Source organism: Micromonospora sp. NPDC051543, assembly GCF_044454415.1.
GTDB lineage: Bacteria > Actinomycetota > Actinomycetes > Mycobacteriales > Micromonosporaceae > Micromonospora.
The window spans coordinates 246,508-269,490 of sequence record NZ_JBITDT010000008.1 but is presented as its reverse complement, the minus strand read 5'-3'; the positions used below and the strand labels follow the sequence as shown (position 1 = coordinate 269,490).

At 71.1% G+C, this 22,983-nt stretch carries 17 protein-coding genes; 9 read left to right on the top strand and 8 right to left on the bottom strand.

Annotated features, from left to right (window positions below; translation table 11 throughout):
- Positions 1–39 precede the first annotated feature (39 nt).
- Positions 40–1,578, top strand: coding sequence for a multiple monosaccharide ABC transporter ATP-binding protein (mmsA, locus tag ACIA3K_RS17125; RefSeq protein ID WP_396802056.1), 1,539 nt, complete (start codon positions 40–42; stop codon positions 1,576–1,578).
- Positions 1,575–2,825, top strand: coding sequence for a multiple monosaccharide ABC transporter permease (mmsB, locus tag ACIA3K_RS17120; protein WP_396802054.1), 1,251 nt, complete (start codon positions 1,575–1,577; stop codon positions 2,823–2,825). Before mmsA ends, mmsB begins: the two co-directional genes overlap by 4 nt.
- Before the next feature lie 742 nt (positions 2,826–3,567).
- Here the strand turns inward: mmsB and ACIA3K_RS17115 are convergent.
- Positions 3,568–4,944 carry a DNRLRE domain-containing protein gene (locus ACIA3K_RS17115; protein WP_396802052.1) on the bottom strand — a complete coding sequence of 459 codons (1,377 nt, stop codon included), beginning with the start codon at positions 4,942–4,944 and terminating at the stop codon, positions 3,568–3,570.
- Between the two features lie 223 nt (positions 4,945–5,167).
- On the opposite strand from ACIA3K_RS17115, the gene ACIA3K_RS17110 reads away from it, so the two are divergent.
- The 4 genes from ACIA3K_RS17110 (at position 5,168) to ACIA3K_RS17095 (ending at position 10,395) form a co-directional block, all read left to right on the top strand.
- Positions 5,168–6,442 carry an MFS transporter gene (locus ACIA3K_RS17110; RefSeq protein WP_396802051.1) on the top strand — a complete coding sequence of 425 codons (1,275 nt, stop codon included), beginning with the start codon at positions 5,168–5,170 and terminating at the stop codon, positions 6,440–6,442.
- A 5-nt stretch (positions 6,443–6,447) separates the two neighbouring features.
- Positions 6,448–7,425, top strand: coding sequence for a TolB family protein (locus tag ACIA3K_RS17105; RefSeq protein WP_396802157.1), 978 nt, complete (start codon positions 6,448–6,450; stop codon positions 7,423–7,425).
- 113 nt (positions 7,426–7,538) lie between these two features.
- Complete coding sequence (locus tag ACIA3K_RS17100; protein ID WP_396802050.1) at positions 7,539–9,065, top strand: alkaline phosphatase D family protein; 1,527 nt, start codon at positions 7,539–7,541, stop codon at positions 9,063–9,065.
- Positions 9,066–9,078: 13 nt separating this feature from the next.
- Positions 9,079–10,395 (top strand): hypothetical protein, encoded by a 1,317-nt coding sequence (locus ACIA3K_RS17095; RefSeq protein WP_396802047.1) that lies wholly within the window; start codon positions 9,079–9,081, stop codon positions 10,393–10,395.
- A 37-nt stretch (positions 10,396–10,432) separates the two neighbouring features.
- On the opposite strand, the gene ACIA3K_RS17090 is transcribed toward ACIA3K_RS17095, so the two are convergent.
- Genes ACIA3K_RS17090 through ACIA3K_RS17080 form a run of 3 tightly spaced genes read right to left on the bottom strand, consistent with a single transcriptional unit; the run spans position 10,433 to position 14,148 of the window.
- Complete coding sequence (locus tag ACIA3K_RS17090; protein WP_396802045.1) at positions 10,433–11,020, bottom strand: TetR/AcrR family transcriptional regulator; 588 nt, start codon at positions 11,018–11,020, stop codon at positions 10,433–10,435.
- Between the two features lie 13 nt (positions 11,021–11,033).
- Positions 11,034–11,726, bottom strand: a complete 693-nt coding sequence (locus ACIA3K_RS17085; protein WP_396802044.1) for a hypothetical protein — start codon at positions 11,724–11,726, stop codon at positions 11,034–11,036.
- Between the two features lie 25 nt (positions 11,727–11,751).
- Complete coding sequence (locus ACIA3K_RS17080) at positions 11,752–14,148, bottom strand: PEP/pyruvate-binding domain-containing protein (RefSeq protein WP_396802042.1); 2,397 nt, start codon at positions 14,146–14,148, stop codon at positions 11,752–11,754.
- Positions 14,149–14,249: 101 nt separating this feature from the next.
- On the opposite strand from ACIA3K_RS17080, the gene ACIA3K_RS17075 reads away from it, so the two are divergent.
- The 3 genes from ACIA3K_RS17075 to ACIA3K_RS17065 all read left to right on the top strand — a co-directional run bounded on the left by ACIA3K_RS17075 (position 14,250) and on the right by ACIA3K_RS17065 (position 18,373).
- Positions 14,250–14,909, top strand: a complete 660-nt coding sequence (locus ACIA3K_RS17075; RefSeq protein WP_396802156.1) for a M23 family metallopeptidase — start codon at positions 14,250–14,252, stop codon at positions 14,907–14,909.
- A 73-nt stretch (positions 14,910–14,982) separates the two neighbouring features.
- Complete coding sequence (locus ACIA3K_RS17070; RefSeq protein ID WP_355050424.1) at positions 14,983–15,213, top strand: DUF2188 domain-containing protein; 231 nt, start codon at positions 14,983–14,985, stop codon at positions 15,211–15,213.
- A 151-nt stretch (positions 15,214–15,364) separates the two neighbouring features.
- Positions 15,365–18,373, top strand: coding sequence for a fibronectin type III domain-containing protein (locus ACIA3K_RS17065; protein ID WP_396802040.1), 3,009 nt, complete (start codon positions 15,365–15,367; stop codon positions 18,371–18,373).
- 487 nt (positions 18,374–18,860) lie between these two features.
- Here ACIA3K_RS17065 and ACIA3K_RS17060 read toward each other — a convergent pair whose 3' ends face one another.
- The 4 genes from ACIA3K_RS17060 to ACIA3K_RS17045 all read right to left on the bottom strand — a co-directional run bounded on the left by ACIA3K_RS17060 (position 18,861) and on the right by ACIA3K_RS17045 (position 22,953).
- The gene (locus ACIA3K_RS17060) at positions 18,861–19,844 is read right to left on the bottom strand and encodes a hypothetical protein (protein WP_396802038.1); all 984 of its coding nucleotides are present in this window, start codon (positions 19,842–19,844) and stop codon (positions 18,861–18,863) included.
- 16 nt (positions 19,845–19,860) lie between these two features.
- Positions 19,861–20,406 (bottom strand): hypothetical protein, encoded by a 546-nt coding sequence (locus tag ACIA3K_RS17055; protein WP_396802036.1) that lies wholly within the window; start codon positions 20,404–20,406, stop codon positions 19,861–19,863.
- Between the two features lie 114 nt (positions 20,407–20,520).
- Positions 20,521–21,543 (bottom strand): DUF4331 family protein, encoded by a 1,023-nt coding sequence (locus tag ACIA3K_RS17050; protein WP_396802035.1) that lies wholly within the window; start codon positions 21,541–21,543, stop codon positions 20,521–20,523.
- 153 nt (positions 21,544–21,696) lie between these two features.
- Positions 21,697–22,953 carry a family 16 glycosylhydrolase gene (locus ACIA3K_RS17045; RefSeq protein WP_396802033.1) on the bottom strand — a complete coding sequence of 419 codons (1,257 nt, stop codon included), beginning with the start codon at positions 22,951–22,953 and terminating at the stop codon, positions 21,697–21,699.
- Between the last annotated feature and the right edge of the window lie 30 nt (positions 22,954–22,983).

The following is a 22,983-nucleotide window of genomic DNA, read 5'->3' as shown; positions in this document are numbered from 1 at the left end:
GTGATCGAGCAACGTCCAGACTGACAGAGGACAGTGACCATGGACGACACCATCCTCGAGATGCGTCGTATCACGAAGACCTTCCCCGGAGTGACCGCGCTGGAGGACGTGAACCTCGCGGTACGTCGGGGAGAGATCCACGCCATCTGCGGCGAGAACGGCGCCGGCAAGTCCACCCTCATGAAGGTGCTCTCCGGCGTCCACCCATCCGGCTCGTACGACGGCGAGATCCTCTTCGACGGCAAGCCGATGCAGTTCCGGGGCATCCGGGACAGCGAGGCGAATGGCATCGTCATCATCCACCAGGAACTCGCCCTGGTGCCCTACCTGTCGATCGCCGAGAACCTCTTCCTGGGTAACGAGCGGCGGGGTCGTACCGGCCTGATCGACTGGAACCGGGCCAACGCCGAGGCGGCGGAGCTGCTGGCGTCCGTCGGGCTGCACGAGAACCCCGTGACCCCGGTCATCCAGCTCGGCGTCGGCAAGCAGCAACTCGTGGAGATCGCCAAGGCGCTGTCGAAGAAGGTGCGCCTGCTCATCCTGGACGAGCCGACGGCCGCCCTCAACGACGTCGACTCGGCGCACCTGCTCGGCCTGCTCCGACAGCTCAAGGAGCGGGGCATCACCTGCATCATGATCTCGCACAAGCTCAACGAGATCACCGCGATCGCCGACTCGACCACCGTCATCCGCGACGGTCGTACGGTGGAGACCCTGGACATGCGCGCCGACGACGTCAACCAGCAGCGCATCATCCGAGGCATGGTCGGCCGCGACATCGAGAGCTTCTACCCCGACCGCGAATCGTCGCCCGGCGAGGAGGTGCTGCGGATCGAGGACTGGTCGGTGCGGCACCCGACCCAGGAGCGGATGGTCGTCGAGGACGTCAACCTGTCGGTGCGCGCCGGCGAGGTGGTCGGCATCGCGGGGCTGATGGGCGCCGGCCGGACCGAGTTGGCGATGAGCGTCTTCGGCCGCTCCTACGGCCGCGACATCAAGGGCAAGCTCTTCATGCACGGTCGGGAGGTCACCGCCCGTACCGTCGCGGAGGCCATCGACAACCGCATCGCGTACGTCACCGAGGACCGCAAGCGGTACGGCCTCAACCTCATCGACGACGTCCGGCGCAACGTCTCCGCCGCCGCCCTGGACCGGCTGGCCACGTACGGCTGGGTGAACGGCAACGAGGAGATCAAGGTCGCCGAGTCGAGCCGGCGGGACATGAACATCAAGACGACGAGCGTGATGGCGGTCGTCGGCAAGCTCTCCGGCGGCAACCAGCAGAAGGTCGTGCTGTCGAAGTGGCTCTTCACCGACCCGGACGTGCTGATCCTGGACGAGCCGACGCGCGGGATCGACGTCGGGGCCAAGTTCGAGATCTACACGATCATCAACCGGCTGGTGGCCGCCGGCAAGGCGGTGATCGTCATCTCCAGCGAGCTGCCGGAGCTGCTCGGAATGTGTGACCGCATCTACACCCTCGCCGCGGGCCGGATCACCGGTGAGAAGCCGGTGAGCGAGGCGACCCAGGAGAGCCTCATGGAGCTGATGACAAAGGACAAGGAGCTCGTCGGATGACCAGCATCAAAACCCCTTCGACGGAGCGCCCGACACCGTCGGACACCGCGCCGGCCGCCGCTCTGCACACGGGGACGAGCGACCTGCGGGCCCTGGTGCTGAACAACCTCCGGCAGAGCGGGATCTACGTCGCCCTGGTCGTCATCTTGGCGCTCTTCGCGGTACTGACCGACGGGGTGTCACTGAGCCCCGGCAACATCACCAACATCGTCCTGCAGTACTCGTACATCCTGGTCCTCGCGATCGGCATGGTCATCCTGATCATCGGCGGGCACATCGACCTGTCGGTGGGGTCGGTGGTCGCGCTGACCGGCGCGGTGTCCGCCGTCCTCGTGATCCAGCAGGGCCACCCGTGGTGGCTGGGTGTACTCGCGGCGCTGGCCGTCGGCATCGCCGTCGGCGCGTGGCACGGCTTCTGGGTGGCGTACGCCGGCATCCCGGCGTTCATCGTGACCCTGGCCGGCATGCTGCTGTTCCGGGGTCTCACCCTGCGGGTGCTCGACAACATCTCGCTGTCGCCGTTCCCGTCCGAGTACCAGAAGGTGGCGGCGGGCTTCCTCAACGGCCTGCTCGGCGGTAACGGCTTCGACGCCTTCACGTTGTTGATCGGCGCGATCGCCGTGGCCGGGTACGCGGTGAGTGGTTTCCGCACCCGCCTGGCGCGCATCCGCTACCAGCAGCCGGTCGAGTCGTTCCCGCTGTTCGTGGCCCGGGTCGTCCTGGTGGGCGCGGTCATCATGTACTTCGCCTGGCAGCTGGCCCACGCCCGGGGCCTGCCGATCGTGCTGATCATCCTGGCGGTGCTGGTGCTGGTCTACGGTCTGCTCACCCGGCGGACGGTCTTCGGCCGTCAGGTCTACGCGATCGGCGGCAACCTCTCGGCGGCGGCGCTGTCCGGCGTGAAGGTCCGCACCGTCAACTTCTGGATGTTCGTCAACATGGGCTTCCTCGCGGCCGTGGCGGGCGTCATCTACTCGTCGCGGTCCAACGGCGCGCAGCCCGCGGCCGGCAACATGTTCGAGCTGGACGCGATCGCGGCGGCCTTCATCGGCGGCGCGGCGGTCACCGGCGGCGTGGGCACCGTGGTCGGCGCGATGGTCGGTGGTCTCATCATGGCGGTGATGAGCAACGGCATGCAGCTCATGGGCGTCGACCAGTCGACGCAGTCGGTGGTGAAGGGGCTCGTCCTGCTCGTCGCCGTCGCGTTCGACGTCTACAACAAGCGCCGCGCGGCCGGCACCCGCTGATGCGCTGACCGCACGTACGTGTGCCCCTGCCCGTCACGACGGGCAGGGGCACACGTCATTTCCAGGCTCGGGCCTACCTGTTGTGGCGCGACGCTGTCGAGCTGCCCCAGATGTGGGCCGCGGGCCCGTCCGCGCGTGATCTCACAGTCGGGCGCACTGTGCTGCGTCGCGCTGCCCCGCCCGCCTCGTGCTGCGTTGCCTGCGCCTCGCGCTGCCTGCCTCGCGCCCTCTCGTGCTGCGCTGCCTGCCCCTCGCGCTGTGCTGCCCGCCCCTCGTGCTGTGCCCTTGGCCTCGCGCCGCGCTGCCCGCCCCTCGTGCTGTGCCCTTGGCCTCGCGCCGCGCTGCCCGCCCCTCGTGCTGTGCCCTTGGCCTCGCGCCGCGCTGCCCGCCCCTCTTGCTGTGCCCTTGGCCTCGCGCCGCGCTGCCCGCCTCTCGTGCTGTGCCCTTGGCCCCGCGCTGCGCCGCCCCCCGCTGCGGTGGGACCGCAGCAATCGCGTCCATTGCCGGGGGTCCAGATGCCTGGACTGTCGCTCCCGGAACTCAGCAGCCACAGCACATGCTGTGCCCCACATCTGGGGCAGCTCGACAGGAACCGCACAGGTCATCGACACCCGGCGCGCGGCACGCCGCGCCTCGGCTCCGCGCCGCGAGACCTGGCGAGGCAGGGCGGCGGCGAGGCAGGGCGGCGGGGCGGATACCGGGGATCCCGCTGCACCGCGAACGGCGCAGCGGGATCAGACCGTCAGTGGCAGTTGCCGGTGCCGCTGTCGGAGTAGGTCTGGCCGGCGACCGGCACGAACTGCCAGTCGTAGCTGCCGGAGTGCAGGGTGAACTTCAGGACCCCCCAGGCGGAGCTGTTGCGCGCCTCGCTGTTCGGCTGAATGGTGCCGAAGCCGTAGTGGTCCGCACCGCCCATGCCGGCGACGAAGCTGCGCATGCCCCGGCTGGCGTCGTAGCTTCCGGACGGGTTCATCGGGCCGAACCGCTCGTACACGTGGTTGTGGCCCCACACCACGACGTCGGCGTTGTAGTCGTAGAGCGCCTGGTACAGCGGGCGCGTCGCCGTCGACGGCGAGTGGTCGGAGCTGGACGTGAAGAGCGGGTGGTGCCAGTACGCGATCGTGCACGGCTTGCTGCTGGCCGCGAGGTCGGCACGCAGCCACTGCTCCTGGGCGGAGCCGGCCGACATGCTGATGTTCGAGTTCAGCGACACGACGTGCCAGTTGCCGAGGTCGTAGGAGTAGTAGCCCCGGCCGCTCGGGCCAGCGGTCGTACCGAAGTAGTTGTAGTAGCCGGTGGCGCCCGAGGTGTTGTAGTCGTGGTTGCCCGGCGACGGTCGGGTGCGGCTCTTGTGCCGGCCCCAGGTGGGCTCGTAGTAGCTGGCGAACTGTGACGCGGTGCCGCTGTCGTAGACGTTGTCGCCGGTCGTGAAGACGGTGCCGGAGATGTTGTCGAGGAGCGCGGCGGTGGCCGTGTCGCCGGAGCCGGAGGTGGCGATGTCGCCGGCGCCGACGAGGACCGGGTCACCGGATGGCGGCGTCGTGGTCCCGGTCGTGACCACCAGTTGCGGTGCGTCGCCGCCACTCTCGCGGGTGTCGTAGTACGCGCCGTCGCCGCTGGTCGAGGTGGCGCCGAAGCTGTACGTGCCGTTGCCGGTGACCGCGGAGGTGACGTCGACCTCGTACCAGGTGTCGCCGGAGACCGCGCCGAGCGTCCCGAGGGTGGCCCCGTCAATGGTCGGCTGGTTGTTCCAGGTGGTGCCGGTCTCCGACCAGGTGGTGCTGGACATCCTCCGGAACGTGCCGCCGACGTCGCTGCCGTTGTTGCCGCTGATCGTGCGCAACCGCAACTTGGCGCTGGTCACCGTGCCGCTGACGCCGCTCACCGCGAAGCGCAGGAACATGCGCCGCGCGGGCGAGTTGTCGACCACGACCTGCGTGGACGTGCCGTAGTTGGTGGATGCCGTGTCGCTCTGGACGTAGGTGTCGGCGACCGGCGTGAACGTCACGCTCGCCGCGGAGGCCGTTCCCGAGCCGGTCAGGACGACGGCGGCGGTGGCGGCGACGAGCACCGCGACCGTACCGACCGTCACCGGTGGGCGGGCGATTCGAATGTCCATCCAGGACCCCTTCGTTGCGGGTGTAGAGCGCAAGGAACGTAGGAAGGTCGATGAACCGGCGCACTGCCGCCAGATGAACAGTACGCTCAGACAGCGAAACATCTCGATGTTTGTCCGATGTTCACCCACCGCACGCCTGCCCGCAGCCCGTGCTCTCTTGTGGCCCATCGCACCGGATCGCCACGATGGCTGACCGTCGCCCACCGATGTCCAGGAGATGCGCGTGTACCTGTCGACCGTCTCCCGTCCGGTCACCGACCCACCCGGGCCTCGCCGCCGCCGGCTCGCCCTGGTCAGCGGCAATGTGGTCGCGCTCGGCACGGTCAGCCTGATCACCGACGTCTCGGCCGAGATGGTGGCCGCCGTCCTGCCGCTCTACCTGGTCCTGGGCCTGCAACTCAGCCCGGTGGCCTTCGGTGTGCTCGACGGCGTACACACCGGCGCGACCGCGCTGCTGCGGGTCGTCGGCGGCTTCGTGGCCGACCGGTTCCGGAGACGCAAGCTCGTCGCCGGTGTCGGTTACGCGCTCTCGGCGGTCGCCAAGCTCGGCCTGTTGCTCGCCGGCCGGTCGGTCCCCGCCATCGGCGCGGTCATCGCCGTCGACCGGCTCGGCAAGGGCGTGCGCAGCGCGCCCCGGGACGCGCTGATCACGCTGTCCACCCCGCCCGAGGCGCTGGGTCGGGCGTTCGGGGTGCACCGGGCCATGGACAGCGTCGGCGCCTTTCTCGGGCCGCTCGCCGCGTTCGCCGTCCTGCTGGCCGTCGGGCAGTCGTACGACGCGGTCTTCGTCACCAGCTTCTGCGTCGCCGCGCTGGCGGTCGTCGTGCTCGTGCTGTTCGTCCGGGAGCGCCCGAGCGGCGAGCCCGCCGACGCGCCGGACGAGCCCCGGGTCTCCGTGGGCGAGGCGTGGGGCCTGCTGCGCAGCCGGCCGGCCCGTCGACTGCTGCTGGCCGCGACGATGCTCGGCCTGGCCACCATCGGCGACGGCTTCGTCTACCTGGTGCTGCAACGCCGCGAGGACCTGGGCCTGCGGTGGTTCCCCCTGCTGGCGGTGGGCACCAGCCTCGCGTACCTGCTGCTCGCCGCCCCGCTCGGCGTCCTGGCCGACCGGGTCGGGAGGCTGCCGGTCGTGGTGGGCGGCTACGTCGCCCTCGGCGTGACCTACCTGCTGCTGGCCGGACCGATGCACGGCTGGCCGGCGCTCGTGCTCACGCTGGCGCTCTACGGCGCGTTCTACGCCGCCACCGACGGCGTGCTCATCGCGCTCGCCGGACCGGTGCTGCCACCACGGCTGCGGACCACCGGGATCGCGCTGGTCCAGACCGGACAGGCGCTCGCGTACCTCGTCTCCTCGGTCCTGTTCGGTCTGGCCTGGCAGGCCTGGGGGCCGCGGACGGCGGTCCTCGCGGCGGCCGTGGCCGTCGCCGGTGTCCTGGTGGTCACCGTGCTCCTGCTGGCGTCCCCGTCCCGTCTGATCCCTCGGAAGGTGTCCTCGTGACCGCGATGTCGACCCGGGCGAAGCTCGGTGTGGTGGCCGCCTCGGCGGTGCTGTTGGCGAGCGGGGCCGTGGGCTACGCGGCCCTCGCCGCCGAGCCGCCCCGGACCCCGCCACCGGCCGCCGCCGGGGACCAGGCGGTCACGCTGACGCCGGGCCCGCGCCTCCTGGCCGTCACCGACCGGTACATCTCCAGCGTCACCACCGCCGACCCCGGCGGGCCACGTACCGTCTCGGGTCTGGAATGCCTGCGGGTGTACGCGGCGGCCGGCACCGGTGTCTGCCTGAAACCGGAGACCGCGTGGTCGTACCAGGTGGTGGTGCTCGACGCGGCGCTGAACCAGAAGCGGACGCTGAGCGTGCCGGGCCTGCCCAACCGGGCCCGGGTCTCGGCGTCGGGCCGGATGGTCTCCTGGACGACGTTCGTCGGGGGCGACTCCTACACGGCGAGCGGCTTCTCCACCCGCACCGGCATCCTCGACACGGTCACCGGGGCGACCGTCACGTCGCTGGAGGGGTTCGCCGTCACGCGGGACGGTCGCGCCTACCGCAGCCCGGACGTCAACTACTGGGGCGTCACCTTCACCGCCGACGACAACCGGTTCTACGCGACCATGTCGACCGGCGGCAAGCGCTACCTGGTACGCGGCGACGTGGCCGCCCGGACCGTGGAGACGCTGCGGGAGAACGTCGAGTGCCCATCGCTGTCGCCCGACGGCACCCGGATCGCCTTCAAGCAGGCGATCGACGCCGACCCCGGGAGGGGCTGGCGGCTGTCCGTGCTCGACCTGGCCTCGGGGCGGATCACCGCGACGGCGGAGACCGCCAGCGTGGACGACCAGGCGGCCTGGCTCGACGACGCGACGCTGGCCTACACGCTGCGCCAGAGTGACGGCCGGCCCGACGTGTTCGGCGTCCCCGCCGACGGCTCCGGGACGCCGAGACTGCTGATCCCCAACGCCGAGTCGCCGTCACCGCTGACCTGACGACCCGGCAGCGGGGCGCGACACCTGACGGCCTTGACGCGGCCAACGTCCCGTCATGTCGGCTTCCGCGCCACAGCCTTCGCCGTTCATCGACGGCCCCGAAGGTATTGACCATGACAAGGCTCAGTCGTCGCATCTTCGTCCTCGGTGGACTTGCCGCCGCTGGCGCCGCGGTAACCCCCGGGCAGAATGCCCGCGCCGCGGCGCCGTACCCCTTCAAACTCGGTGTGGCGTCGGGCGATCCGGCCGCCGACAGCGTGGTCCTGTGGACCCGCCTGGCGCCGTCACCGCTCAACGCCGACGGGCAGGGCGGCATGGCCGACGCCGACGTGACGGTCGAGTGGCAGGTGTCCACCACGGACCGCTTCTCGTCGCTGGTCGCGTCCGGCTCGGTGGCCGCCCGGTACGCCGACGCGCACTCGGTGCACGTCGTCGCGGGTGGCCTCGCGGCCGACTCCGACTACTACTACCGATTCCGGGCCCAGGGGCAGATCTCCCCGGTGGGGCGTACCCGGACGGCACCGGCGGCGGGCACGTTCGGCCGCGACCTGGTCATGGCGTTCGCCTCCTGCGCGCACTACGAAGCCGGCTACTACACGGCGTACCGGCGGATGGCCGAGGAGAACCCGGGGCTGATCCTGCACCTGGGCGACTACATCTACGAGGGGGGCGTCAACACCTCGGCGGTGCGCCAGCACGTGGGCGCGGAGATCGTGTCACTGGCCGACTACCGCCGCCGGTACGCCCTCTACAAGTCCGACCCGGACCTGCAGGCGGCGCACGCGGCGGCGCCCTGGCTGGTGGTGCCGGACGACCACGAGGTGGAGAACAACTACGCGAACATGGTCCGCGCCGACAGCAGTCCCACGCTGACCGCCGCCCAGTGGACCGCTCGGCGTACGGCCGCGTACCGCGCCTACTACGAGAACATGCCGCTGCGACCGGCCTCCGCGCCGAGCGGCAACAGCATCGGACTCTATCGCCGCGTACGGTGGGGGCAGCTCGCCACCTTCCACATGCTCGACACCCGGCAGTTCCGCGACGACCAGGCGTGCGGCGACGGCTGGAAGGTCTGCGCGGACGCCGACCTGGCCTCCCGGTCGTTGACCGGGGCGACCCAGGAGGCGTGGCTGCTCGACGGGCTGGCCCAGCACTACGGCACCTGGGACATCCTCGGCCAGCAGGTGTTCTTCGCCCGCCAGTTCGAGGCGAGCGGGGCGGCGAACATGGACGCCTGGGACGGCTACCGGGCGTCGCGCAGCCGCATCCAGACCGGCTGGCAGCAGCGCGGCGTGCGCAACCCGCTCGTCCTCACCGGCGACGTGCACAAGTCGTGGGCCAACGAGCTGAAGGCCGACTACGCCAACCCGTCGTCCGCCACGATCGGCACCGAACTGGTCTGCACCTCGATCACCTCGACGGGCAACGGCACCGGCGACACCACCATCCCGAACGCGGCGACCAACCCGCACCTGAAGTTCTACTCCGACCGGCGCGGCTACGTCCGTACCACGATCAGCCGCAGCCAGGTCCGCGCGGACTTCCGCGCGGTGAACACGGTGACCGAGCACGGAGCGGCCGCGTCGACGGTGCGTTCGTTCGTCATCCTCGACGGCCAGCCCGGCCTGCAGGCCGGGTAGAAGGAGCACACCGATGACCGCACTCACGACACTGCTCGCCGCGTCCCTGCTGGTGCCGGCCTCGGTGGCGCCCGCTCCGAAGGCGATGACCGCCGACGCGGTCACCTGGACCACCGCCAACAGCGTGGCGACCGGCGACCAGGACCGGCCCGCCATCGCCATGAACCGTAACGGACAGGTCGCGGTGGCCTGGGAGGACGACCGGGACAGCACCGCCCCCGAGGACGACACCCACAGCGAGATCTACCTGCGCCTGTTCCGCGACGGCACGCCCGGCTACGAGCTGAAGCTCTCGACCGGCGGCACCAGCGGGGCCGCCTGGCGACACATCAGCCCCGACGTGGGGCTCGACGACCGGGGCAACGCGGTGGTCGTCTGGGCCGCCGACGGTGACGGTAACGGCGTCTACAACATCCAGTACCGGGTGGTGTCGCCGGCCGGCGCGATCCTCGGTTCCGGGCAGGCCAACGCCAGCGACGCCGGTCAGCAGATCTGGCCGAAGGTGGCCGTCGACCCGGACGGCGCGCCCACCAGCGCGGCCGTCGGCTTCACCGCCGTCTGGGAGGACGTGCAGGGAACCGCGCCGGCCACCGTCAAGGCCGCCGGTTTCACCGGCCCCACCACCAAGGGGTACGAGGTGACGGCCTCGCAGACGACCGGCAGCCACCACCGCCCCGACGTGGCGGTGTCCGCCTCCGGCGAGGCGCTGGTGGTCTGGGACGAGGACGCCGACGCGAACGGGTCGTACAACATCGGTCTGACCCGGTTGGCCCGCGCGAACGGCGCGGTGGTGCTGTCCCGGCGGACGGCCAACGCGCAGAGCGGCGGGCAGCAGCGGCGGGCGTCGGTCGCGTCGACCTACTCCGGTGACTTCGCCGTCGGTTGGGAGTCGGACCACACCGGCACGAAGGGCGTCTGGGCCCGCTCGTTCACCGCAGCCGGCGCCGCGCGCCACGACGAGGTCCAGGTGTCCACCGGGACCGGTGCCGTCGCCCCCGGCGTCGGCGTCGATGACGAGGACAACGTCGTGGTGGGCTGGACGGTGTCCGGCGCCAACCCGGACGTCTGGGCGCGTGGCCTCAACCCGGACGGCAGCACCACGGGTCGGCTGGCGGCGCAGGCGTTGAGTCAGACCACGACCGGCCGCCAGGAAGACCTGGCCATCGCCGCGTCCCCCTGGGGCGAGGTGAGCCTCTGCTACACCGACGACAACGACGGCAACGGCTTCGACCAGGTGCTCCTCGGTCTCGGGGCGACGAACTCGACCTGGCTGATGACCGCCGAGGAGTTGCGCCAACGCAAGGCGCGGGCTGCCGCTCGGGTGGGCTGAGCGGAGTGCGGGGGACGGGCCGTGACTCGACGTCGGGTCACGGCTCGTCGGTCGTGCGGGTTCCGCCGAAGAGCAGGTCCAGCTGGGCGTCCAGGGCGTCCAGCGCCTGCTCGGCGGTGTACTGCCCACCGAGCAGGTAGACGCCGAGCCCTTCCATCAGCGCCAGCAGGCCGGCCGCGGCGGCCACGTCGTTGGTGGGCAGGACGCTGGCGACGAAGGCGGTGAGCTGCGCGGTGCCTTCGCGCAGGCCGGTCGCGGCCGTCGGGCGCACCGCCGTGTAGGCGAGGAACGCGAGCGCCACCCGACCGTCGTCGCGGGTGTGCGCGTCGAGCGGCAGGAGGGCGGCGATGATCGTACGCAGCAGCAGCCGGGGCGCGGGGGCCTCGCCGAGTCGCGCCACCGCCTCGGTGACCCGGATCTGGCTGCGTTCGCGGACCACGCTCAACGCGAACGCCATCATCTCGTCCTTGGTGCGGAAGTAGTGCTGGACCATGCCGGCGGACACGCCCGCCTCGGTGGCGACGTGACGGAGGCTGACGGCTTCCAGGCCCTGATCCGCGGCGACCCGCATCAACGCGTCCGCGATGAGGGTGCGTCGCTGCTGGTGATCGACCTTCTTGGGCATGGCCTCGATCGTTTCACAGCGGGTGGCCGGGAGCCGCCGCCGTGCGGCGGTCGGTCTCCGGCGCGGGCGTGCCCCGGGCGCTGCGCAGCAGGCCGTCGGGGTCGTCGGCGTACAGTCGCAGCTCGTCCACCGGCGCGGACCGGCCCCCGGGCAGGTCGAAGGTCGTCGGCCGGCGCAGCACGACGTCGATGCTCGTCTGACTGCCGACCGAGATGTGCAGGATCTGCCGCGCACCCTCCTGCTCGACCTGGACGGTCCTGCTCGACGGCAGGGAGCGGTGACGCTTGCGCAGCGCGGCGACGTCCGACCACGGGATCCAGATGTCGATGCCGGAGCTGTTGCGTACCCGCAGGCCGGTGTCGGCGACGATGTGCGGGTGGATGGTCATGCTCGCCCAGAGGCCCACCATCCAGAGCAGACCCCAGATGCCGAGGCCGAGCACGATCCAGCGGGCCGGCCGCCAGGGGACCACGTGGCTGACGATCAGGTCGAAGATCGGGATCTCGACGGCCGAGAGGGCGATGAAGATCCCGAGGATCGGCTTGACCACGCCGAGGTAGCCGAACGGCTCGTCGCCCGGCCCGAGGTGCAGGGGACGGCGACGCGCCCACAGGTAGAGGCTGCGCCACATCGCCGCCTCGGTCACGACCGCCCGGCGCAGCAGCGGCCCCACGGCCACCCTGGTCGGCGTGCTCGTCTCGGTCATCGTCGTCCTCGGGGTCAGGTGGTGGTCAGTGGACGGTCACGGCGCCCGCGCCACCGTCGACGGTGACGAGCTGACCCGTCGTGATCGTTCGGGTGGCGTCCGGCACGCAGATGACGGCGGGTATGCCGTACTCCCGCGCCACCGTGGGGCCGTGCGCCATGATCGCGCCCGTCTCGCTGACCAGGGCGGCGGCGGTGAGGAACAGCGGGGTCCAGCCGGGGTCCGTGGTCGCGGTGACCAGGACGTCACCGGGCTCGACGTGGGCGGTGGCCGGGTCGTGCACGACGCGGGCCGGGCCGGTGACCCGACCCGCGGACGCTCCCACGCCGACGAGCGTCCCGTCACCGCCGTGAGGCCGGTCCAGGACGGTCTCGACGTCGGTGCCGTCGGACAGCAAGGCCACCGGCACCGACCGGCGACGCAGCTCGCGGCGGTGCGCGGATTGCCGGGACGCGACGACGTCGCGTTGGTCGACACCCTGGTGTACGGCGACGCGCACCTCGTCGAGGGTCAGGAACATGATGTCGTCGCGCTGATCCAGCAGCCCGGCGTCGGTCAGGTCGGCTCCGATCAGCAGCAGCTGTCGGCGGGTCTCCCGCAGTGGGTACAGCCCGGCGAACTTTCCGGCCTCGCGCAGGCCCGCCAGCGAGCGGGCGCGACCCAGCAGGAAACCGGCGATCCGGCCGCGTACCGGCCGCTGTCGACGGGCCCGCGCGACGAGGTCACTCAGCGCCGCCTCCGCCGTCGCGGCGGCCCGGCGGAAGCGCTGGTCGGGACCCTGCTCCGGGTCGGTGACCCGGAGGTAGTTGGCGAGCGCCGCGAAGACCGGTGTGGGGTCCTCGGCCCAGCGCGGCACCCCGAGGTCGACCTCGGCCGCACCGCGGTGCCCGTACGCGTCCAGGAAGTCCGCCATGCCGATGTCGGGCAGCGCTCCGCGCAGGTGGCGGGCGGCCAACTCGTCCGGTGGTGTGTCGAGCAGCAGTCGCCGGTGCTCACCCACGCCCTGGGCGAGTCGCCACAGCGCCAGGTCCATCTCGATGGTGACGTTGTGTGGCATCCCGCCGAGCACGGCGTGGATCTCGTCCGGACCGGCGATGCCCTTGAGCAGCGGGGACGGCAGCGCCGTGGCGAGCATGCCGGCGACGATCGGCCACATGATGGCGTCGCTGTGATCCGTGTCGTCGCGCGCCTCGACGAAGCGCAGTCGCTCGGCCGTGGTCCGCAGGTCGTCGGGGGCCACCGAGCGGGCTCGGAGCTGATCGATCGCCTCGAACATCCGGATGCGTGCCGTGTCCGGGCGGGCCAGGGCACGCGCGATTCCCATCGCCGCCCGGCCGGCGGTCCGTAGTGACGCCGCCCGCTGCGCCGCGCCGCGCCCGCCGCCGGTCGGGGCGAATCGCGGATCGGCCAGGACGTGCCGCATCACGGCCTGCGCCCGGGGACCGAAGTCGACGGCCATGAGCTTGACCAGTCGTTTCCGCGACGATTTGCTCCGGGCCAGGTCGGTCAGGTCCCCGTAGAGGCGGCCGCCGATGTCGACGATCTCCACCCGGACGCCGAGAGCCGCGAGCATCGCGGTGATCTGTGCCCGCAGGGACGCCATGCCCATCGGGGTGACCGGTCGCAGCATGCCCTGGACGTGCCCGAACTCCAGATAGACGCGGGGGAGGGGCTTGCCGGTGGCCGGTGGCAGGGGAAACAGGCTGGTGATCGGGCGCGACTGCAGCAACCACAGCACGTCGTCCGCGTCGATCGCCCACTCGACGTCCTGGGGGCGACCGAAGTGCCCGGCCAGCCGCTCGCCGGCCGCCCGCAACCTCTCCAGCTGCGCGGACGTCAGGCACCCGGTGTCGTCGCGCGCGACGCCGTCGAGGACGTAGTGGTCCACGGCGGTCGCGCCGTCCACCACTGCGGTGCCGAGTCCCGGCGCGGCGTCGACCACCATCTCGTCACGTCGACCGGTCAGCGGGTTGGCCGTGTACAGCACTCCCGCCACCACGGGCGTGACCATGCGTTGCACGACGACGGCCATCGCCAGCTTCTGTTGGTCGATGTCGTGGGCCTCGCGGTACGCGGTCGCGCGGTCACTGTGCAGGGAGTCCCAGCATTTCTGAACGGCGGCGACCAGTTCCGCCGTGCCGGTGACGCCCAGTACGGTGTCCTGCTGCCCGGCGAAGCTGGCGTCCGGCAGATCCTCGGCGGTGGCGCTGGAGCGTACGGCCACCGACCCGGCCCCGAGCCGCTCGTACGCCGCGATGATCTCCGCCGCCGGTACGACGCCGTGTCGGTGTGCCTCGGTGGTGACGCAGAACCCCTCGGGGACGCGTTCGCCGTGCCGGATCAGCGCGCCCAGCCCGGCTGCCTTCCCGCCGACCAGGTCACTCATCTCGGCGGTCACCTCGGACAGCGGAAGCACGTACACGCCGACCTCCAGTTGCAATACGACTGCATTGCATCCACCGTAGCGCGTTGACGATGCAACTGCAACGCATCGCCGCTGGTCGAGGATTGCCGACGTCTGCCATGCTCGGGCCGGTGACGACCGGCCACCCCACCAGAGTCCGTACCCATCGCCGCCCCCGCCGGCGGACCCTCGTCATCCTGCTCGCGCTCGTCGCGGCGGCGGCCGTCGCCGGCGTCGCCGTGGTGGTCGTGCCGATGCTGCGACCGGCCGGTCCCCGCCCGCTCTTCCAGATGCCCGTCACCTGCGGGGAGACCTGGCAGCTCAGCACCTACCCCGGCCACGACGACTACGACGTCGACTTCTTCCCCATCGAGGGCGAGTCGTGGGGGCGTCCCGTCCTCGCCTCCTACGGCGGCACCGTCACGGTGGCCGGCATCAACGGCTCGCTGGGTGGTCGTACGCCGGAGAACCCGGAAGGTCCACGCGGACGCGGCGGTGGCTACTGGGTGAAGATCGATCACGGTGGCACCTGGGAGACCCAGTACCTGCACCTGCTCGAGCCGCCGCTGGTCGAGGTCGGTCAGAAGGTCGCCCAGGGCGAGCAGATCGGTCGACTCGGCAGCACCGGCAACTCGGGCGCTCCGCACCTGCACTACGAGCAGCGCCGGGGTTGGGACAAGGTGGAGACCCACTTCGACGGCGCGCCGTCGGGCATCACGACCGACGACCGCGAACAGATTCTCCGCCGGGTGAGCAACAACTGTCCGGCCGTCTCCTGAGGACGGCGGTTTGCCCGCCCCAGCTCGGGGCACTGAAGAGGGCGACCGCGCAGACGCAGGGGAGGAGCTGGCGATGACCAAGGGCGATGTCGACACGTACCAGGAGAACGGCCAGTGGAAGAACCGCCCGGAGGGCAACGACCGGGCCAGCAGCACGCATGACACCAAGGCCGACGCGCAGGAGCAGGGCCGCGAGATGGCGGCCGACCGGGGCGTCGAGCACGTGATCAAGAAGCAGGACGGCACGATCGGCGAGAAGAACACCTACCCGCGCAGCCGCGACCCTCGCGACATCGCGGGCTGACCGCGCCTTCACCTACGGACCGACCCCTCGGCCACGCCGAGGGGTCGGTCCGTATTCGGGTGGACGTCGTCGGCTTTCGCATACCCGGCTGTCCGGGAACTTTGGGGGGATATAGTCCTTTTCGGGACTGTAGTGACAGCTGGGAGTGGGCATGGTGTTTCGGGCGCGGCGTCGACGGACGGGCACCGTGGCTCTCGTGGCCGCCGTCATCGCGGGAGCCCTGACGCTCACACCGCTGCCGGCGTTCGCGGCCGGGTCCATCCTGTTCGACCAGCCGTTTCACAACAACACCGCGAACGGCATCGGCGCGGTGGCGGTGCCCGCCGTGCCCGTCGTCCTCGCCACCAACGCCGCGTGCCTGAGCGCGGCCGGCAACTCCACCATCGGCCCACTGCTGAGCTGCACCACCTCCACCGACCCGCAGGGCGCGGGCAAGCTGCGCCTCACCCCCGCCACCATCAACCGGCAGGGAGGGGTGTTCGGCGCGGTCAGCGTGCCCACCTCGCAGGGCCTGCACCTCACGTTCAACACCTACCAGTACGGCGGCTCCAACCCGGGCGCGGACGGCCTCGCCTTCGCACTGGCCGCCGTCGATCCCGCCAACCCGCGATCCCCGGCGACACTCGGTCAGTCCGGCGGTTCGCTGGGCTACTCCGCGGCGTTCAACGGCGTGTCGGCCGGTCTGTCCAACGGCTACCTGGGCATCGGGCTGGACGTCTTCGGCAACTTCAGCAGCAGCACGTACCAGGGCACCGGCTGCACGAACCCGCCGTACATCTCGACCACCGGAGGGCGGGTGCCGGGCCAGGTCGTGATCCGTGGACCGGGCCGAAACAGCGTCGGCTACTGCGCGATCAACAGCACCGCCGGCAGTACCTCGGCGCCCGCACTGGCGTTGCGGGCCAGCACCCGCGCCGCGTCCGTGGTGCCGGTCGAGGTCGTCATCAACACCACCGGCTCGCCGTACACCACCGACACCGGGATCACCACTCCCGCCGGCCAGTACCGCGTCCGTTTCACCCCGGTGGGCGGGTCCGCGCGGACCCTGGAGGGCGCGCTCCCGGTCGTGTCGCCGAGCCTGTACCCGTCGCCGACCTGGCTGAACGCCAACGGCTACCCCCGGCAACTCGCCTTCGGCTGGGTGGGCTCGACCGGTTCGGTCACGGACTTCCACGAGGTGGACGAGGCCCGGGCGGTGACCTTCAACCAGGTGCCGGATCTCAACGTGTCGCAGACCAGTTCGGTCGGCGCCTCCCCGCAGCCCGGCGACCCGGTCACCTACTCGATCACCGCGGGAGTGGATGCCGGGACCGCCGAGACAGCTCCGATCTCGGTCACCCAGACCGTGCCCGCCGGTGTCACGCCACGCGGCGCGTTCGGCACCGGTTGGGTCTGCGGCCTTCCATCCGGCCAGACCATCACCTGTACCAACAGCAACGGCCCGTTCGCCGGGGGCACCTCGCTGCCACCGATCACGGTCGTCGCCACCGTCACCGGCAGCGGCGTGACACCCGCGCTGATCCAGACCGCGACCGTGGCGACCTCGTCGTCGATCGACGCGAACCCCGGCCTCTCCACCTCCACCACACCGGTGGCACCGGCGAGCGCACCCAGCAGCGTCACCGTGACCCCGACCCAGGGCTCGATCTCCGGGGGCGGCGCGGTCACCGTCGGCGGCGGCAACCTCACCGGCGCCACCGCCATCACCATCGGCACGGCCGCCGAACAGCAGGCCGGCACCTCGGTGGTACTGCTGCCCTGCGCCTCCGGCCCGGCGTCCGGCTGCTTCACCGTCAACCCCAACGGCACCCTCGCGATCTCCTCGATGCCCGCCCGGTCCAGCTCGGCGGCGGTCACCCTCACCGTGGTCACCCGGGGTTCGGCGGGCTCGGCGAGCTACACCTACGCGTCCACACCCGGCACTCCGGCCGCTCCCACCGCCGTCGCGGGCGTCACCAGCGCCACCGTGAGCTGGACCGCGCCGGCGAGCAACGGCAGCCCGATCACCGGTTACCTGGTCACGCCGATCCGGGACGGTGTCACCCAGCCGACGCTCACCTTCGACGCGTCCACCACCACCCGCACCCTCACCGGCCTCACCGCCGGCTCGTCGTACGCCTTCCGGGTGGCGGCGGTGAACGCGTTCGGCACCGGGGCGGCCAGCCCGGCCTCGGCGGCGGTGGTTCCGTATACCCTGCCGGACGCTCCGACGATCACCTCGGTCAGCGCGGGGACGACCGCCGCCAGGCTGAGCTGGACGACCCCGGCCAACGGCAGTTCGCCGATCACCGGCTACACGGTGACGCCCTACCTCAACGGGGTGGCGCAGGCCCCCCAGACCTTCAGCGGGACCGCCACGATCCAGGTCGTCACCGGGCTGACCGGCGGCGCCACCTACACTTTCCGGGTGGCCGCGATCAACGCGGCCGGTACCGGCCCCCAGTCGGCCTCCTCCGCGCCGGTGACGGTCAACCCGCCCCCGAACCTGACCTTCGCGCCCCCGCCGCCGGGCAAGGCGTACGTGCCGTACCAGTACCAGCTCACGGTGTCCGGCGGCACGAGCCCCTTCGTCTGGTCGGTCAGCTCCGGAAATCTGCCCCCCGGCCTGAGCCTCGACCCGGTCACCGGCCTGCTCGCCGGCACACCGACGGCATCCGGCACGTTCCCGTTCACCGTCCGGGTGACCGACTCGTTCGACCAGTCCGACACCCGGGGCGTCCAACTGGTCATCAGCCCGCTGGGTGGTCTCTCCATCAGTGTCCCGACGATCTCCTCCCTCGGCACCGTCAGCTCGGCCGCTACCGGTGTGTCCGGCCAACTCGGCCCGGTGACCGTGACCGACGATCGTGGCCCCTTCTCCGGGCGGTGGGTCAGCGTCGTCTCGACGACGAACTTCACCACCGGTTCCGGCACGCCGGGCGAGACCATTCCGAACAGCAACATCACGTACGCCTCGGGAGCCGCCCTCGCCACCACCGGTGACGGGACGTTCCTTCCGCAGCCCGGCGCCGTGCTGGACACGCCGCGTACGGCCGCCGGCTGGTCCGGCCAGACCGGCGGCGCGAACTCCGCCACGTGGAACCCGACGCTCGTGGTGCGGCTTCCCAATGGGCTGGTGGTCGGTGACTACGTGGCGGTCGTGACGCACTCGGTCATCTAGCGCCGCGAGGGTCGGCCCGGCTCGACCACGACCTGGATGCCTGGGTCGCGTCGGCGGGCCGGGAGGGCAACGTCCGCCTGGTACCCCTGTCGTTTCTCTGGGACGGAGCGGCGCTCACCCTGGCCACGGCCGAGTCCAGCCCGACCGTGCGCGATCTGCGTCCCCTCCGGACGCGTGCACATGTCGCTCGGCATGACCCGCGACGTGGTCGTCGTCGTTGGCGCCGTCGAGACGTTCGCGCGCGAGACCGTGCCGGACGACCTGGCCGACGCGTTCGCCGCGAAGCTCTGGGACGCGCGGGTCGGCGCGACCCGGTACGCGTACCTCCGGGTGACGCCTCGCCGGACGCAGGCGTGGCGGGAGGAGAACGAGACCGCCGGCAGTGACCTGATGCGCGCCGGCCGATGGCTGGTCCGACGCGGGACCGAGAGGACGTCGCCCGGCCGTTCCCCCGCGGGAACGGCCGGGCGGTCTTGCTCGTCGGCGGTCAGGCCAGCCGGGTCCGTTGCCGGCGGACGAGGTACCAGCCACCGAGGATCACCAGGACCAGCACGGCGAGCCCGCCGACCGTGTAGACCAGCCAGCTCGGCCCGGTGGTCGTCGTGACCGCCATCGGCGCGGCGACGGGCAGGGCGATCGTGCCGGTCGCGGTGCGCTCGACGGTGCCGCTGGCGAGTTTCGCGTGCACCTCCCAGGTGCCCGCCGGCAGGGACTGGTTGACCTCGACGCGCACCTGGCCGTTCTGGCCGGGCAGGATCGTCACGCCGTTCGTCACCTTGAACGGGCCGGCCTGCACGGCCGCCTTGCGCAGCGACACGCTGCCGGTCATGTCCAGGGCGCGCTGGCCGGTGTTCGTGATCTTGGCGGTCACCACGGGAAACTCGCCGGTTCCGGGCTCGGCGGCCAGCCCGTCGATGCGGAAGTCCGTCGGTGGTTCACCGCCGGGGCCGACGTCGAGGTAGACCCGGATGCCCACCCGGTGGATCTGGGTGACGTTGCCGGTGCGTTCCTTCGAGCTGGTGACCTGTGCCCAGATCGCGGCGTACCGCTCGCCCTTGGACGCCTTCCTCGGGACGGCGATCTCGACCTCGACCGGCCGGCGCTCGCCCGGGTCCAGTTCCAGCGTGGCGGTCTTCAGCCGGATCCACCCGCTGAGTTCGTTGCCCGTCCGCCCCTCGGGCACGGCGAAGGCGTTGTTCTCCACCGCGGCCGCCCCGGAGTAGAAGTCGATCTTCTGCGTCTCGTCCGAGGTGTTCTGCACCTCGACCCGGCGGTGGATCGTCATGCCCGGATTCAGGTGGTCCACGATGTAGACCTGGGCGCGCGGGTCCTGCACCCGGCTCGCGGGGATGTCCAGCATGCGGATGCTGATCGCGGCGTCGTCGGCGGGATCCTGTCGCTGCTCCCGCACGGCGACGGCTGGCGCCGCCGAAACCCCGAGCGCCACGAGGGCGACCGAGGCCAGCAGCACCAGCCGGCCGAGCGGCTCAGAGCACCGAATGTGTCACCGTCCCCGTGTAGACACCCTGGACGGTGCCGACCGGGATGTTCACCACCAGGGTGGGGTTCCAGGTGGCGAAGTTGTTGCCGGTGCCGCCGGTGTGGCTCATCGCCGTCCGCGGGACGTTGATGATCACCTGCTGGGCCGCAGTTGGCTGACCCGGTGTGAAGGTGCCGCCACCAGCGGTCGCCGTCGCGGGGCCGGACCAGTACAGGACGTTGATGTTCGGGATCGTCTCCCCGGAGGAGCCACCACCGGTCTTGAAATCGGTGGAGATGACGGTGGCGTTCCAGTTGGGGGTGAGCGACCCGCGCTGGTCCAGCACGGTCACCGGGCCGAGCAGGCCGGTGACTGTCGAGCCCTCTATGCCGTGGCCGATGTTGGCCGTCGCCGGCACCGTGATCGAGAGGCCGCCGGCGGCGTCGACGGTGAGGGTCACGATCGTGTCGCCCGTCGTGTCGGCCGCGGCCGGTCCCGCGAGAGCGAGGGTGGCGGCGATGCCGGCCACGCCCGCGAGAAGTTTCGTGCGCATCAAGTCTCCTATCTGAATCGCCCAACGGATGCGAGTCAAAGACTAACTGCGCAAAAACGTAAGAAACGGTCAAAAGGTGCGACTGTCACCCAGGTGGGTCCGCTCGGGCCGACGTCAGGCCGGCACCACGTACGGGAACGCGTCGGCGCGGGCCGCCTTCGTGACGTCGGGGGTGAGTCCGGAGGTGGTACCGGTGTTCAGGACCAGGGAGAACATCACCTCGGGCGCGTTGTCGGCCATGGTGCGGCCGTTGCGGACCGCGAAGCCGTAGTTCGCGGCCGTGCCCACCGTGTACGACAGCAGGTCGGGGTAGAGCGCCCGGGCGACGCTCCAGCCGTACGCCTGGGGGTCCGGCGCGGTGCCGTTCGCCGCGACGACCCCGGCGACCGCCTTGGCGATCTCCTCTCCGTCCTCGGGCAGGTCCTGCCTGGGGTGCCGGAAGTTCGCCGGATCCGAGAAGTCGGTGTCGTGCGGCCAGAACACGGGCCACATCATGGGGTGGCCGGCGCGGTTGATCTGCCGCCACCCGCCCGCGTCGGTGGCGAGCAGCGTCCGGCACCACACGCCGATCTCGGTGCCCTCGCGCAGCATCGGCTCGTCGTGGGAGACCTCCAGGACGATCGACTCGACGGTGGTGCCGGCGAAGCTGTTCTTCGCCTGGTCGGCCCGCCATGCCGAGCGGTCCACCTTCGCCCCGTTCTTGACCGCGCCGTTGATGGTGGCGAGTTCGTCGAGATCGATGTAGAACGGGTCGGAGATCCGGCCCGCCCAGACCCGCACGCGCTGCCCGGTCGTCACCTCGCCGGTCCTGCCCTCGGCGATCGGGGTGCCCATGGCGGCGTCGTCACGGGCGTCGGCGCCGGTGAGTTCGTACAGCTGGAGGGTCTGCGTGGCGTTGCCGTCCGGCTCGCCGAACGCGAACCGGTAGCTCAGCTCCTCGGTGTCCGCCCCGTTGAAGTGAATCTTGAACTCGTAGCGGGCCTCGGCGTGGAAGCCGCGCTTGATGTCGGCCCTGGTCACCGAGCTGTTGACGTCCATGACGAAAACCGTGGCGCGGTCGCCGTCGAAGACGTAGAGGTCGTCGATGTAGAGCTGACCTCCCTGGGCCGCGAGGGGGGTGTCGAGGTGGTGTGACATGGGCTCACTCCCGTGATGGCTATATCCGGACTAAACCGAACATAGCGGTCGCGGGGTGGTCGCCCGACCGAATCGGCTTCGGGGTACTGCCGCGCACGAGAACGGGCCGCCCGAGGCTGTGCTCGGACGGCCCGTTCGCGCACGCCGGTCTGCTCAGAAGCGGGACCACTTCTGGTTGGACGCGCCGAGGCAGTCCCACAGGTGCAGCTTGCCGCCGTTGTTGGGGTTGGCCTCCCGTACGTCGACGCACTTGTTGGCGCTGAGGTTGACCAGGTCGCCCGCACTGTTGAGCGTGAAGCGCTGGGCCGGGTTGCCGTTGCAGCTGACCAGGTTGACCTCGGTGCCGTTGGCCGTGCCGGCCCAGGCCGGGTCCATGCACTTGCCCATCGCCCGGACGGTCCCGTCGGAGGCGAAGGTCCACGCCTGCGCCGCGGTCGTGTTGCAGTCCCAGATCTGGAGCTTGGCGCCCTCGACCGGGTTGGCGCTCGGGATGTCGACGCAGCGTCCGCTCTGCGCTCCCCGGATGCGCGTGGTGCCGGACGGCGGGTTACCGCCGTCGGAGGTGTAGCTCGACACCCGGACGTAGTCGACGAGCATCTGCTGCGGGAACTGGGTCGAGCCGTCCGGGTAGCCGGGCCAGTTCCCCCCGACCGCGACGTTGAGGATCATGAAGAACGGGTGGTCGTACACCCAGCGGTTGCCGCCGAGGCGGGCCGGGTCGACCCGGTGGTACTGCACCCCGTCCAGGTACCAGGTGATCGCACCCGGCTCCCAGTCCACCCGGTAGTCGTGGAAGCCGTCGGCGAGCGGACTGCCGATGGTGCGGCTGCCGGTGATGCCGCCACTGCCGGAGTAGCCGGGGCCGTGAATGGTGCCGTAGACGGTGTTGGGCTCCCGGCCGATGTTCTCCATGACGTCGATCTCGCCGGAGTCGGGCCACCCGCCGCCGGTGCCGAGCATCCAGAACGCCGGCCAGATGCCCTGACCGCGCGGGATCTTGATGCGGGCCTCGAAGCGACCGTACGTCTGGGTGAAGGTCGCCGCCGTCAGCAGCCGGGCCGAGGTGTACTCGCAGCGGCCGTAGTGGCACTGGTAGTTGGCGGGGTTCTCCCGGCGGGCGGTGATGACGAGGTTGCCCTGACCGTCGTGTACGGCGTTGCTGGTGCTGTTGGTGTAGTACTGCCGCTCGTTGTTGCCCCAGCCGCCGCCCCCGATGTCGAAGCGCCACTTGTTCGCGTCGACGGGCGTACCGGCCGGGGCGTTGAACTCGTCCTGCCAGGTGAGCGGGCCGATGGCGGCCTCGGCGCGGTCGGACTGTCCCGGGAGGGTGAGGGAGGCGAGGGTGGTGACGAGAGCGACCGCCGCAAGGACGAGGGGTCGGAGGCGGGAGGTGGGGCGGGCTGTGAACACGGGAGGCTCCTCAGCGAGGTGAATGGGAGG

Bases quoted from the DNA above. Each gene is read 5' to 3' on its own strand.
- mmsB (WP_396802054.1), top strand. From the start codon at position 1,575: ATGACCAGCATCAAAACCCCTTCGACGGAGCGCCCGACACCGTCGGAC.
- ACIA3K_RS17100 (WP_396802050.1), top strand. From the start codon at position 7,539: ATGACAAGGCTCAGTCGTCGCATCTTCGTCCTCGGTGGACTTGCCGCC.
- ACIA3K_RS17115 (WP_396802052.1), bottom strand. From the start codon at position 4,944: ATGGACATTCGAATCGCCCGCCCACCGGTGACGGTCGGTACGGTCGCG.
- ACIA3K_RS17075 (WP_396802156.1), top strand. From the start codon at position 14,250: ATGCTCGGGCCGGTGACGACCGGCCACCCCACCAGAGTCCGTACCCAT.
- ACIA3K_RS17090 (WP_396802045.1), bottom strand. From the start codon at position 11,020: ATGCCCAAGAAGGTCGATCACCAGCAGCGACGCACCCTCATCGCGGAC.
- ACIA3K_RS17085 (WP_396802044.1), bottom strand. From the start codon at position 11,726: ATGACCGAGACGAGCACGCCGACCAGGGTGGCCGTGGGGCCGCTGCTG.
- mmsA (WP_396802056.1), top strand. From the start codon at position 40: ATGGACGACACCATCCTCGAGATGCGTCGTATCACGAAGACCTTCCCC.
- ACIA3K_RS17105 (WP_396802157.1), top strand. From the start codon at position 6,448: ATGTCGACCCGGGCGAAGCTCGGTGTGGTGGCCGCCTCGGCGGTGCTG.
- ACIA3K_RS17055 (WP_396802036.1), bottom strand. From the start codon at position 20,406: ATGCGCACGAAACTTCTCGCGGGCGTGGCCGGCATCGCCGCCACCCTC.
- ACIA3K_RS17070 (WP_355050424.1), top strand. From the start codon at position 14,983: ATGACCAAGGGCGATGTCGACACGTACCAGGAGAACGGCCAGTGGAAG.
- ACIA3K_RS17050 (WP_396802035.1), bottom strand. From the start codon at position 21,543: ATGTCACACCACCTCGACACCCCCCTCGCGGCCCAGGGAGGTCAGCTC.
- ACIA3K_RS17065 (WP_396802040.1), top strand. From the start codon at position 15,365: ATGGTGTTTCGGGCGCGGCGTCGACGGACGGGCACCGTGGCTCTCGTG.
- ACIA3K_RS17095 (WP_396802047.1), top strand. From the start codon at position 9,079: ATGACCGCACTCACGACACTGCTCGCCGCGTCCCTGCTGGTGCCGGCC.